We start from the raw sequence: 11,687 nt of genomic DNA on the forward strand, positions 1-11,687 counted from the left end.
AACCCTTTTGCGATCAGGGTCTAGACAGGCGGCTATCAGGCCGATTATGGGAAAATCCTGGCTGCCGGCTCGATAAAAGGGGCTTCCACACGAAGCCCCTTCTTGCGTATGCCGGCGCGCCAGCAAGCCTGGCCTCGATACTAGGAAGTGAAGATCATGTTTCCCAAAAGACTCTCCGAAGGCTATCAATCGTTCCTGGACGGCCGCTTCCAGACGGAAAGCAGCCGCTATCAAAAGCTGGCCGAAATCGGCCAAAGCCCGGAAATCCTGATCATTGGATGCTGCGACTCGCGCGTGTCGCCCGAAGCGATCTTCGATGCCGGCCCCGGCGAGATGTTCGTCGTGCGCAACGTGGCCAACCTTGTGCCGCCCTGTGACCCGGACTCGGAATCGTCGTACCACGGCACCAGCGCCGCGATCGAATTCGCGGTCAACGGCCTGAACGTCAAGCACATCGTCGTGCTGGGCCACGCATCCTGCGGCGGCATCCGCTTCTTCTTCGACGACGCCACGCCGCTGAGCAAGAGCGATTTCATCGGCAAGTGGATGTCGCAGATCGAACCCGTGGCCAAGGGCATGTCGCCGGATACCGGCGACCGCCAGGCCAACCTGAAGCGCCTGGAGCTGGCCACCGTCGCGCACAGCCTGAACAACCTGATGACGTTCCCGTCCATCCGCCGGCGCGTTGAAAGGGGCGAACTGGAACTGCACGGCGCCTACTTCGGCGTGGCCACCGGCGTGCTGTTCCTGCGCGATCCGGAATCCGGCGAATTCAAGCCCTGCCTGGAAACGGGTATTACGCAATAAGCGTCGCGCGCCGGACCGCATCGGCTCCGGCGCCGTTCCCCCTTCATGCCTTCCCCGCCGGTCATCCGCCAGCAGGCTGGACAGCGTTCGCCCCCTGCGCAACACTGACGCCTCTCACCGACAGGGAATCCCATGAAAATCTTCTTCTCGCCTGCTTCGCCGTTCGTACGCAAGTGCATGGTCATCGCCCATGAACTCGGCTTGGTCGACCGCCTTGAAAAGCTGCCCAGCGCTGCTGGTCCCGTCGCCCGCGACCAGACCATCATCCCGAGCAACCCGCTGGGCCAGGTGCCCACGTTGATCACGGATGAAGGCCAGGCGCTGTTCGACAGCCGCGTCGTCTGCGAGTACCTGAACGACCTGGGCGGCGGTACGTTCTTTCCTGCCGGCAAGGCCCGCTGGCCGGTGCTGGCCGAGCAGGCGATGGCCGACGGCATGCTGGGTGCGGCGCTGCTGGCGCGCTACGAGACCGTGCTGCGCCCCGAGGCGTTGCGCTGGGATGGTTGGGTCGAGGGCCAGCTTGGCAAGGTGCGCGACGGCCTCGCGCTCATCGAAAAGAACGCCGCAGGCCTGGAAGGCCGGCTCGACATCGGCACCATCACCATCGGCTGCGCGCTGGGGTATCTGGACTTCCGCTTTCCGGATCTGGACTGGCGCGCCTCGCATCCCGCCACGGCCAAGTGGTTCGAAAGCTTCAGCCAGCGTCCGTCGATGCAGGCCACCAAGCCTTGAATTCAGTGTGACGACACGTAGGTGGCGTCCGCAAACGCCGGCAGGGCGAAGCCTTCGCGCATGCGTCGCGCCTCCGCCGCCGGCGTCTGGCCAAACAGGCGCTTGAACTCGCGGCTGAACTGAGACGGGCTCGTGTAGCCCACCGCCTGGCTCGCCGTCTCGGCCGTCAGGTCCTGCCGCACCATCAAGAGACGCGCCTGGTGCAGGCGCGTCGATTTCACGTACTGCATGGGAGAGACCTGCGTCACCGCCTTGAAATGGCTGTGAAAACTCGGGACGCTCATGCCCGCCTCTTCCGCCAGCCGCGTCACGTCGAGCGGCCCGGCGTATTCCGCGTGAATGAGGCGCAGGGATTTGCCGATCCGGCCAAACTGCCCGCGCAGGGACAACGCTTCCCGCATCGAACTGCCCTGCGGCCCGGTCAGCACGCGGAAGTAAAGTTCGCGCAACAGGCCCGGTCCCAACACGGCGGCTTCCAGCGGCCGGGACATGGCCTCGATGAATCGCAGCACCGACGTGCGCATCGCGTCGTCCATCGGCGTCGACAACATGCTCTGCGGCGCCTGGGCAGCTGCCGCGACGCCGGCGCCGTCGATCTGCGAAGCCAGTTCCGCGGCCAGCGCGAAATCCAGGTGCAGGTACAGCGCCAGCAACGGGCGCTCGGGGGTTGCGTCGGTCTCCATGCTGAAGGGCACCGGGACGGAGACGGCCAGGTAATGCTGCTCGTCGTACAGGTACAGCCGATCCCCGAAGTAGCCGCGCTTGCGGCCCTGGCAGACGATCACGATGCCGGGGTCATATAGCACCGGCGTGCGCGCCAGCGCCCGGTTGGCGCGCAGCACGCGCACGCTGGGCAACGCGGTCAGGTTGTAGCCCTCGTCAGGCGCCAGACCGCGCAGCAGCGCGGCCATGCGGCTTTCAGCAAGATCGGCGCCTAACGCGTCGTCGGGGGTCGTGGATATGGCGCTCATAGTTTTGTGCAAGATAAGCAGCGTAATACGGCTTATCCACAGGTTTTCGCAAGACTACCATGCATTCTCCAGTGACTTTGGAGTCTGCTCCATGACCTCCCCCAAAACCCTGCTCATCACGGGCGTCAGCAGCGGCTTCGGCCGCGCCCTGGCCGAGGAAGCCCTTGCCGCAGGCCACCGCGTCGTCGGCACCGTGCGCGGCGAGCCGGCCCGCCTCGCCTTTGAAAGCCTGTCTCCCGGCGCTGCCATCGGGCGCATATTGGACGTCACCGACTTCGACGCCATCGACGGCGTCGTAGCCGATATCGAAGCCAGCGCCGGCGCCATCGACGTGCTGGTCAACAACGCGGGCTACGGCCATGAAGGCGTGATGGAAGAGTCGCCCCTGTCGGAAATGCGCCGCCAGTTCGACGTGAACGTGTTTGGCGCGGTCGCGATGATAAAGGCGGTCCTGCCCTTCATGCGCCAGCGTCGGCGCGGCCACATCCTGAACATCACGTCCATGGGCGGGCACATCACCATGCCCGGCATCGCGTACTACTGCGGCAGCAAGTTCGCGCTGGAAGGGATTTCCGAAGCCCTGGGCAAGGAGGTGCAGCCCCTGGGCATCGCCGTGACGGCGGTGGCGCCGGGGTCGTTTCGCACCGACTGGGCAGGCCGATCCATGACGCGCCCCCCCCGCGCCATTGCGGACTACGACGCCATTTTCGACCCCATCCGGAAGGCCCGCGAAGAGAAAAGCGGCCATCAACTGGGGGATCCGCGCAAGGCGGCGCGCGCGATGCTGGCGGCCATCAACGCCGATCATCCACCCGCACACCTGCTGCTCGGCAGCGATGCGCTCGGATTGGTGCGGGGCAAGCTGGCCGCCTTGCGGGAAGAATTGACGGCGTGGGAGACGGTTACGAAATCCACAGATGGACAAAGCCTTTCGCAGGGGCCTTTGCTACAGTGAACTTGCCTCTCCCCGGACAGACCAACCCAAAGGTCAATCACGACAAGGAGCCCCCGCATGGCCATTTCTGCGATCTCCGCCATCCCCCACGTCGCCGCGCCTTATCCGGCGCGCGTTTCGATGCTGGATGAAAACCGCCCCGCCTGGGAAGCCGAACGCGCCGCGCAGAACTACGCAGCCCGGCAGGCGCAGCGCACCGCGCAGGCCCAGGCCGCCCGCGACGCCCAGCGCGTCGAACGCGCCCAGGCCGACAAATTGGCGCGGGCCGATCAAGACGCCCTGCCTGTCAGAGCGAAAGCTGACCCTGCGGTCGCGCCCCTCGCCTTCACCGCCCCCGCCATCAACATCGATGAATTGCGCGACCTGTACGCGGACGCCCGGATGCGGCGCGCGGTCGAGGACTTTGCCGCGCGGCCCGACCCGGTGGCCCAACGCGCCGACACCGCGAACGACTGGGGCACCATCGAAGGCCTTGCGCCGCTGCAACCCTACCGCGTCGCCATGGGTAATCCGCAGGTGGAACTGCAGGCCGCGGCTGTCATGAAGGCGGCGGGCGTCGGCATCCCTGCGGTGGCCAACATCGGCCCCACTGAAAACGTGACCGACAACGCGCGTTACCGGCCCGGCGCCGCCCCGCGCACTGCTCCCTAGGTGTCAGACACCCGTTAGCTGATCCCCAGGTGTCTGACACCGTCCCAAGCAAACCCACAAAAAAAAGCCGCCTGTGCAACAGGCGGCTTTTTCATGACGCGAATGCCGATCAGTGGAAGAATTCCGCGATCATCGTGGCGCCCATGAACGTACCGGCATTGGCAGCCAGCGACACCACCACGATCTTCCAGCCCAGCTTGCGGAACGCAGGCAGGTCCTTCAGGATCGACAGGCCCGCCATCGCCAGAATCACCGTCGTGAACGGCAGGAAATTGACCTTGCCGACCATCGCAATGATCTGATCCGAGTACGGCAGCACGCCGGGGCAGCCGGCGGTCATGGCGATCACCGACAGCACGAACACGGCCGGCAGCTTGGGCACGACGCGCAGCACCAGGTCGGTGATGACGACCAGCAGCACGATGATGCCCATGCCGGGCAGCGCGTCCGCGAAGGGCACGTTGTAGCCCAGGCGGTTGCCCACCAGCGCGAACAGGCCACAGATGACGTAGGCGGTCAGGCGGTCGCCAAAGCCCATCTTCGTGCCGTGCGCCGGCACGTCTTCCGAGACGCTGTCGTCGACCACGGCCTCGTTCTTGCCGCGCGAGAAGCGGCCCAGCACGGGTTCCAGCTTGCCGTACAGGAAGATCGTCGTGGGCAGCGAGATGAACAGCGTGAAGTACACGCCGACCACGGTGGTCAGCAGGTTGGCCGCGGCGGCCAGCGCAGCGACCTGATGCGCCATTTCGGGCGTCTGCTGCGAAGCGATCGCGCCCACGCCAGCGGCCATCATGCTGCCCGAGCCCACACCTGCGCCCATCGCGAGCGAGCGCGGGTCGAAGATGTTCAGGCTGGTGATGAAGCCCGCCATCAGCGCCACGAACAGCGCGCCGATCACGGTACCGGTGATGTATTCGGCCATGACGCCGCGGCCTTCGGGCGAGTTCATGCCGTAGCGCTCGCCGATGATCGCCAGGCTGGGCTCGCGGCCCACCGAGAACGTCGCGCCAATGGCTTCACGCTTGATGCCCAGGAGCAGCGCCAGCGGCAGGCCGATGGCCATGGTGCCGAAGAAGTGGCCGAACTCCTGGAACACCAGCGCCCAGCCGGCTTCGCGCACCTGCGGCAAGGCGCCGCCCACCATCAGACCCAGCTTGGCCAGGAAGGGCAGCAGCGCGTATTGCAGGTAGCCGCTGATGCGGGTCTGCATGGCCTTGTCGATGCCCGCGCCCGCCGGCAGCCGCTGGCCGAACGCCGCAACCACTGCGCCGATGAAAATGGCCCACAGCATGGGCTGCAGGATGATCTTGCCCGGACCGACCGAGAAGGTGACGCTGCCGATCGCTTCGGCAATGACCACCACGAGCAGGATGGCGGCGAGCATGCGCACGCGCCCCGATAGCGGCATGGACGGCGAGGCCAGGCTTGCGCTGGCATGAGACATTGGTTTTCCCCTGATGACGTGAATAGTGATCGCGGCAGCGATCCGGCCGATTCAAGCGGCCAATACGGCGCGATCGGCACGCGCAACGGGCGGCCGGCTCGGACCGCGCAATTTTCGCCCGCCCCTCTGGCGGGCAACCATGACACCGGCCGCCGATAAACGTTGCGTAAAATGCAACGGATAGTCCCTTCCTGGGAAAATTTTGCACGGAATTAACCGAAATAAGGGTAAACCCTTAATTGTTGCCGTGGAAAATCAGCCGCATTCCGCCTGGAGCTAGCCGCCATGGACGAACAACTCGACGCGCGCCGCACCCACTATTTCATGCAGGTCATGAGCCGGGGCTCGGTACGCGGCGCGGCCGAGGCCCTGGAAATGGACCCGTCCGCCGTCAGCCGCGCCATCGCTGCGCTGGAGCGCGATTGCGGCATGGCGCTGTTCGAACGCCGGGGACGCGGCCTCGTGCCCACCGATGCCGGCCACATCCTGGCCCGCTATGTGAAGCGGCAGCAGGACATCCAGGAAAGCTTCTTTTCCGAGATCGACAGCCTGCGCAAAGCCGAACGCGGCCATATCGACCTGGTGCTGGGCGAAGGCTTTGTGGAGCTGATGTTCGACCGCGTGCTGCCGGGCTATTGGCGCAGCCATCCCGAGGTCACACTGGATATCGACGTGGCCCGCACGTCAGAGATCGTCCAACGCATCGTCGACGACCGCGCCTACATCGGGCTGGTGTTCCAACCGCCCAACGACGCCCGGCTGCGCACACATTACTCGCGGCCCGAACCCATTCGCGCCATCGTGCGCCAGGACCATCCGCTGACGCGCATGCGCCGTCCCTTGCTGCTGACCGATCTGGCCGACTACCCCGGCGCGTCCATGCAGGAAGGGTTTGGCGTGCGCCAGCACATCCAGGCCGCAGAAATCAGCGAGCAGGTCCGGCTGCACAACGTGCTGACCACCTCGTCGTTCAAGGCGCTGTGGCAGTTCGCGGCCGCCGGCATCGGCTACGCGCTCACGCCGCCCATCGCCGTCACCGCCGACATGCAAGCGCAGCGGCTGGCCAGCCTGCCGCTGGCCAATCCCATCCTGAACCAGGGCAGCCTGCACGTCCTGAGCCGCGCCGGCCGCCACATCTCGCCCGCCGCGCGCGAACTGCTGGAGCACATCGTGCGCGGCATCGGCGCACACACCGCCGCGCCAACTGATACGGTCGGCTGACGCGGATCTGCATCTGTCTGCCAGACAAGACAGCGTCTACAGTGGACCGTCAAGAATCCGCCCGGAGGCGCATATGCTCGGTTTCCTGCGCACGGTCCGGTCCGTGCTGTGGGCCTTCTTCGGCGTACGCCGCGGCCGCGGCTACGACGCCGACATCGCCCACAACAAACCCGGCCCCCTCATCGCCACCGGCCTGCTGCTCGCAGCCTGCCTGGTGATCATTCTGGTGTTCGTGGCGCGGTGGGCGGTGAATGCGGCGTTGTAGCTGCGTCGAAAGCTTGTTCAAGGACAACGCGAATATCCTTATAAGTTCCTAAGCTCGCGAGTCATACAGCCATCTCCGCAAAAATAGCCGCCCGGCCGCCCGAAGGCGGGGCAGCCCCCCCGGGGGGCAGCTAGCGCGCACCGCGCGCGCGGCGTGGAGGCCTATGCCAGGGCGTAGCGCCCGACCTCCGCAAAAATAGCCGCCCCGCCGCCCGGCCGCCCGAAGGCGGGGCAGCCCCCCCGGGGGGCAGCTAGCGCGCGCAGCGCGCGCGGCGTGGGGGCTCTTATTTCTTTATTACCAGAATGACTTAGACGGCATTTATGGGTGGCTGTTACGGTTATGAATCCCGTTTTTGCCGGCGCCGTGCGCCCGTCCCCATCCCCGGGGTTCAGACCGAGAAGACTTCCAAGGGCAGTAGACATGTACGTGTATGACCCCGTCGATCAACAGCTTGTCGAGCAGCGTGTCGCGCAGTTTGCCGATCAGACGCGCCGCTTCCTCGACGGCCAGCTTACCGAGGACGATTTCCGCGTCCTGCGCCTGCAGAACGGCCTGTACATCCAGCGCCACGCACCCATGCTGCGCGTCGCCATTCCGTATGGCCTGCTGGCGTCGCGCCAATTGCGCACCCTGGCGCACATCGCGCGCAAGTGGGACCGCGGCTACGGACACTTCAGCACGCGCCAGAACATCCAGTTCAACTGGCCCAAGCTGGAAGACGTGCCGGACATCCTGGCCGAACTCGCCACGGTCCAGATGCACGCCATCCAGACCAGCGGCAACTGCATCCGCAACACCACCACCGACCACTTTGCCGGCGTCGCGCCGGACGAGCTGGTCGATCCGCTGATCTGGTGCGAAATCATCCGCCAGTGGTCCACGCTGCATCCCGAATTCGCCTTCCTGCCGCGCAAGTTCAAGATCGCGGTCAGCGGCGCCGTGGAAGACCGCGCGGCCGTGGGCGTGCACGACATCGGCCTGCAGGCCGTCGAGCGCGACGGCAAGCTGGGCTTTCGCGTGTGGATCGGCGGCGGCCTGGGCCGTACGCCCATCGTCGGCAAGCTCATCAATCCGTTCGTCGAATGGCAGCACCTGCTGACCTATCTGCAGGCCGCGTTGCGGGTCTACAACCTGCATGGCCGCCGCGACAACAAGTACAAGGCGCGCATCAAGATCCTGGTCAAGGACCTGACGCCCGAGGTCTACGCGCAGCAGGTCGATGAAGAGTGGCAGCGCATCAAGGACGGCCCGGACACCATCACCCAGGAATTCGTGGACCGCATCAAGGCGCGCTTCGTCTGGCCGCAGCACGACGCCGCCGCCGCGTCTGATGTCGACAACACCGCCGCGCTGGCTGCGGGCGACAAGCGCTTTGCGCGCTGGCTCCGCACGAACGTGCACGCGCACAAGGTTGCCGGCTACGCCGCCGTGACCGTGTCGCTGAAACCTACCGGCGTGCCGCCGGGCGACATCACCGCGGACCAGATGGATGCGGTGGCCGACCTGGCCGACGACTTCGGCTATGGCGAACTGCGCGTGTCGCACGAACAGAACCTGATCCTGGCCGACGTGCGCCACGCCCGGCTGCACGAGCTGTGGCAAAAGCTCGAGGCCCTGAACCTCGCCACGCCCAACGTCGGCCTGCTCACCAACATCATCGCCTGTCCGGGCGGAGACTTTTGCGCGCTGGCCAATGCCGTCTCCATCCCCGTGGCCGAAGCCATCCAGCGCCAGTTCGACGACCTGGACTACCTGTTCGAAATCGGCGAGCTGGACCTGAACATCTCGGGCTGCATCAACTCCTGCGGCCACCATCACGTCGGTCACATCGGCATTCTTGGCGTCGATAAGGCAGGCGAGGAGTGGTATCAGGTCACGGTGGGCGGCCGCCAGAACGGCGCCGCCAAGCCGCTGCCCGACCTGGAATCCACGCACGGCGGCGGCGCGGCCATCGGCCGCATCATCGGCCCGTCGTTCGCGCGCCATCAGGTGCCGGGCGTGGTGGACCGCCTGATCCGCACGTATCTGGGCCTGCGCGACAGCGACGCCGAACGCTTCATCGACGTGGTCGATCGCGTCGGCATCGATCCCTTCAAGCAGGACGTGTACGCGGACCCTGCCTTCGCCAAACCCACGCAAGTCGCGGAGCCCGCCCATGTCTGAGATTTACGCCCACGACGCCCCCGGCCCGCATCTCATCCGCAACGGCAAGCTGGAGGCCGACACGTCGCGCCCCTTCGTGCCCGAACCCGAAGTGCCCGCCGAAGGCCAGGTGCCGTCGGACGAGCCCGGCTGGATCGTGCCGCTGTCCGTCTGGAAGACCTCGCGCGCCACGCTGCGCCGCCACAAGCATCCCGTGGCCGTGCTGCTGAACCCCGACGCCGACCTGACGGATCTGGCGGATACCGACGGCGTGCTGCATCCCGAAGGCATCGCGTTCATCGCCGTGGACTTTCCGGTCTACACCGACGGCCGCGGCTATTCGCTGGCGCAGTTGCTACGCACGCGCCACAACTGGCAAGGCGAGCTGCGCGCGGTCGGCGATGTGATGATCGACACCATCCACTACCAGGCGCGCGTGGGGTTTGACAGCTTCCTCGTCAAACCGGGACACGATCCCCACAAGGCGCTGGACGCCTTCAAGACGTTCACGGTGCACTACCAGAAGACGTACCGCGTGCCGACGCCGGCCGCGGCCTGAACAGAGCAGCCCCCGCCCGCCGCCGGAGCGACATCGCGGCGGGCTTCAGTCCCCCTCGCCTGCCGCCGCCCCGTGCGGCATGCCGAATCCACTCTGCGCCACCTGCGCGCGGATCAGTTCGGCAATGCTGCGCTGGCGCGGCGCCTGCATCCGGCTGATCAGGCTGGACACGCTGACCGCCAGCCGGGGATACCCGCCGGGATCGCACAGCGCCACCCCCACCCCCAACACGCCTGGCACCGCCGCGTTGCCCACCACGGCCCAGCCGCGCCCGCGCGTGTTTTCCACCAGGCGCCGCATCTGCGCCACCGTCATGCCGCCGTACGCGCGTAGCGCCTGCTCGTTCTGCGCCACCACCTCGTCGGCTTCGGCGGCGGGCAAGGCGCCCAGCAGCGCCAGCCCGGCCGCACCCACGCCCAACGGCTGACGATGCCCGACCGTCACGGCCAGCACCTGCACCGGGTAATTTCCGACCTCACGATGCAGGCAGAGTGAATCGTTTGCCGCCCGGCAGATGAGAAACGCCGAATCGCCGCTGACGTCGCTGATCTGGCGCAGCAACGGCCGCAGGCTGCGCACGGCCTGCGCATGCGGGTCGCCGGCCATCATCACGCCCAGTTCGGCGACGCGCCAGCGTGGCGCGCCCGATTCCCGCAGCGCGTAGCCTTCTTCAACCAGCACATCCAGGTAGCGATACACCGTGGACCGCTGCATGCCCGCGGCCCGCGCAATGTCCACCACGTGCATGCCGGCCGCGCCGGCCTGGCGCAACACCCCCAGCACCTTCAGCCCGCGCCTCAGGATGCGCGGACCGGAACCCTCGGAATCCGGTTTGTTCAATTTATGGACACCTTGCGTTGATAGGGCCTCCATCAAAGCCGAATATGAAGGCGGACAGACGGAGATCTGTCCAATTATTAGACAAACAGGACGGAGACAACAATGAAGACATTCGGCAAGCGCTGGACCGCTGCGGCGGTAGCCTTGAGCGGGGCCCTTGTGGCCGCCGCTCCCGCCTGGGCCGCCAAGCCCTACCCCGATCGCCCCATCACGTTGGTCGTCGGCTACGCCGCCGGCGGCGCGACCGACATCGTGGCGCGCCTGATGGCGAAGTCCCTCGCGGAAGAATTGGGCCAGACGGTCGTGGTCGAGAACAAGACCGGGGCCAACAGCAACATCGGCGCGGAAATCGTCTCGCGCGCAGCACCCGACGGCTACACGCTGTACGTCGGATCGATTGCCAACACCATCAACCGCACGCTGTACAGCCAGCTCAACTACGACTTCGTCAAAGGCTTCGAGCCGGTCGGCATGCTAGCGACCATCCCGAACATCCTGGTGGTCAATCCCAAGCTGCCGATCACGACGGTGCAGGAATACATCGCCTATGCCAAGCAGCACCCCGGCAAGCTGACGTGCGCCTCATCCGGCAGCGGATCGTCCATTCACCTGTCGTGCGAGCTCTTCAAGATGAAGACCGGCACCGACATCCTGCATGTGCCGTATCGCGGCAGCGGCCCCGCGGTGGCGGACTTGCTGGGCGGGCAGGTGGACTCCATGTTCGACAACCTGCCGTCGTCCCTGCCCCACGTGCAGGCGGGCAAACTGCGCGCCATCGGCGTGACGTCGCCCGCGCGCCTGCCCACCACGCCCGACGTGCCCACGCTGGCGGAATCCGGCCTGCCGGATTTCGACGTGGAGTCGTGGTTCGGCCTGGTGGCGCCCGCCGGCACGCCCCGACCCGTCATCGACCGCCTGAATCAGGCGCTGAACAAGGCGCTGGCCAGCCCCGCGCTTCAAACCTCCTACAAGCAGGGCGGCTTCTTTGCGCCGCAACAGCCCAACACGCCGGAGACCTTTGCCAAGAAGATCGCCAGCGAGATCGACAAGTGGGGCGCGGTCGTGAAGAACGCCAACCTCAAGGCCAATTAGCCAATCAA

Annotated in this window: 12 protein-coding genes; 9 read left to right on the forward strand and 3 right to left on the reverse strand. The window is 66.3% G+C overall.

Translation table 11 applies throughout. From position 1 onward, the window contains the following. Window positions 1-156: 156 nt before the first annotated feature. A complete protein-coding gene (locus ASD71_RS03205; RefSeq protein WP_056559801.1) occupies window positions 157-807 on the forward strand; it encodes a carbonic anhydrase in 651 nt (216 codons plus the stop codon). A gap of 132 nt (window positions 808-939) precedes the next feature. Then, entirely contained in the window at window positions 940-1,539 is a 600-nt protein-coding gene (locus tag ASD71_RS03210; RefSeq protein ID WP_056559803.1) for a glutathione S-transferase, read from the forward strand. A gap of 2 nt (window positions 1,540-1,541) precedes the next feature. On the opposite strand, the gene ASD71_RS03215 is transcribed toward ASD71_RS03210, so the two are convergent. Beyond that, window positions 1,542-2,450: an AraC family transcriptional regulator gene (locus ASD71_RS03215; RefSeq protein ID WP_235512162.1), complete on the reverse strand. Its 909-nt coding sequence runs from the start codon at window positions 2,448-2,450 to the stop codon at window positions 1,542-1,544. 151 nt (window positions 2,451-2,601) lie between these two features. Between ASD71_RS03215 and ASD71_RS03220 the strand changes: the two genes are divergently transcribed. Continuing rightward, window positions 2,602-3,465, forward strand: coding sequence for an oxidoreductase (locus ASD71_RS03220; protein WP_056559804.1), 864 nt, complete (start codon window positions 2,602-2,604; stop codon window positions 3,463-3,465). A gap of 57 nt (window positions 3,466-3,522) precedes the next feature. Continuing rightward, window positions 3,523-4,116 (forward strand): hypothetical protein, encoded by a 594-nt coding sequence (locus tag ASD71_RS03225; protein ID WP_056559806.1) that lies wholly within the window; start codon window positions 3,523-3,525, stop codon window positions 4,114-4,116. Between the two features lie 109 nt (window positions 4,117-4,225). Here ASD71_RS03225 and ASD71_RS03230 read toward each other — a convergent pair whose 3' ends face one another. After that, entirely contained in the window at window positions 4,226-5,560 is a 1,335-nt protein-coding gene (locus ASD71_RS03230; RefSeq protein ID WP_056559809.1) for a DUF3100 domain-containing protein, read from the reverse strand. Between the two features lie 285 nt (window positions 5,561-5,845). On the opposite strand from ASD71_RS03230, the gene ASD71_RS03235 reads away from it, so the two are divergent. The 4 genes from ASD71_RS03235 (at window position 5,846) to ASD71_RS03250 (ending at window position 9,747) form a co-directional block, all read left to right on the forward strand. Continuing rightward, a complete protein-coding gene (locus ASD71_RS03235; protein WP_056559811.1) occupies window positions 5,846-6,781 on the forward strand; it encodes a LysR family transcriptional regulator in 936 nt (311 codons plus the stop codon). 73 nt (window positions 6,782-6,854) lie between these two features. Next, entirely contained in the window at window positions 6,855-7,046 is a 192-nt protein-coding gene (locus ASD71_RS03240; protein WP_056559812.1) for a DUF2970 domain-containing protein, read from the forward strand. Window positions 7,047-7,466: 420 nt separating this feature from the next. Beyond that, complete coding sequence (locus ASD71_RS03245) at window positions 7,467-9,209, forward strand: nitrite/sulfite reductase (RefSeq protein WP_056559814.1); 1,743 nt, start codon at window positions 7,467-7,469, stop codon at window positions 9,207-9,209. Continuing rightward, window positions 9,202-9,747, forward strand: a complete 546-nt coding sequence (locus ASD71_RS03250) for a DUF934 domain-containing protein (protein WP_056559816.1) — start codon at window positions 9,202-9,204, stop codon at window positions 9,745-9,747. The genes ASD71_RS03245 and ASD71_RS03250 overlap by 8 nt, the downstream gene beginning before the upstream one ends. A gap of 45 nt (window positions 9,748-9,792) precedes the next feature. Here the strand turns inward: ASD71_RS03250 and ASD71_RS03255 are convergent, their stop codons facing one another. Next, window positions 9,793-10,587, reverse strand: a complete 795-nt coding sequence (locus tag ASD71_RS03255; protein ID WP_056559818.1) for an IclR family transcriptional regulator — start codon at window positions 10,585-10,587, stop codon at window positions 9,793-9,795. Between the two features lie 102 nt (window positions 10,588-10,689). Between ASD71_RS03255 and ASD71_RS03260 the strand changes: the two genes are divergently transcribed. After that, complete coding sequence (locus tag ASD71_RS03260; RefSeq protein ID WP_056559820.1) at window positions 10,690-11,679, forward strand: tripartite tricarboxylate transporter substrate binding protein; 990 nt, start codon at window positions 10,690-10,692, stop codon at window positions 11,677-11,679. Window positions 11,680-11,687: the final 8 nt, after the last annotated feature.

This window comes from Achromobacter sp. Root565, assembly GCF_001427425.1.
GTDB lineage: Bacteria > Pseudomonadota > Gammaproteobacteria > Burkholderiales > Burkholderiaceae_B > Achromobacter > Achromobacter spanius_D.

What these genes read in the sequence shown, in the direction of transcription:
- ASD71_RS03205 (WP_056559801.1), top strand. Translation starts at nt 157, where the DNA reads ATGTTTCCCAAAAGACTCTCCGAAGGCTATCAATCGTTCCTGGACGGC.
- ASD71_RS03210 (WP_056559803.1), top strand. Translation starts at nt 940, where the DNA reads ATGAAAATCTTCTTCTCGCCTGCTTCGCCGTTCGTACGCAAGTGCATG.
- ASD71_RS03215 (WP_235512162.1), bottom strand. Translation starts at nt 2,450, where the DNA reads ATGGCCGCGCTGCTGCGCGGTCTGGCGCCTGACGAGGGCTACAACCTG.
- ASD71_RS03220 (WP_056559804.1), top strand. Translation starts at nt 2,602, where the DNA reads ATGACCTCCCCCAAAACCCTGCTCATCACGGGCGTCAGCAGCGGCTTC.
- ASD71_RS03225 (WP_056559806.1), top strand. Translation starts at nt 3,523, where the DNA reads ATGGCCATTTCTGCGATCTCCGCCATCCCCCACGTCGCCGCGCCTTAT.
- ASD71_RS03230 (WP_056559809.1), bottom strand. Translation starts at nt 5,560, where the DNA reads ATGTCTCATGCCAGCGCAAGCCTGGCCTCGCCGTCCATGCCGCTATCG.
- ASD71_RS03235 (WP_056559811.1), top strand. Translation starts at nt 5,846, where the DNA reads ATGGACGAACAACTCGACGCGCGCCGCACCCACTATTTCATGCAGGTC.
- ASD71_RS03240 (WP_056559812.1), top strand. Translation starts at nt 6,855, where the DNA reads ATGCTCGGTTTCCTGCGCACGGTCCGGTCCGTGCTGTGGGCCTTCTTC.
- ASD71_RS03245 (WP_056559814.1), top strand. Translation starts at nt 7,467, where the DNA reads ATGTACGTGTATGACCCCGTCGATCAACAGCTTGTCGAGCAGCGTGTC.
- ASD71_RS03250 (WP_056559816.1), top strand. Translation starts at nt 9,202, where the DNA reads ATGTCTGAGATTTACGCCCACGACGCCCCCGGCCCGCATCTCATCCGC.
- ASD71_RS03260 (WP_056559820.1), top strand. Translation starts at nt 10,690, where the DNA reads ATGAAGACATTCGGCAAGCGCTGGACCGCTGCGGCGGTAGCCTTGAGC.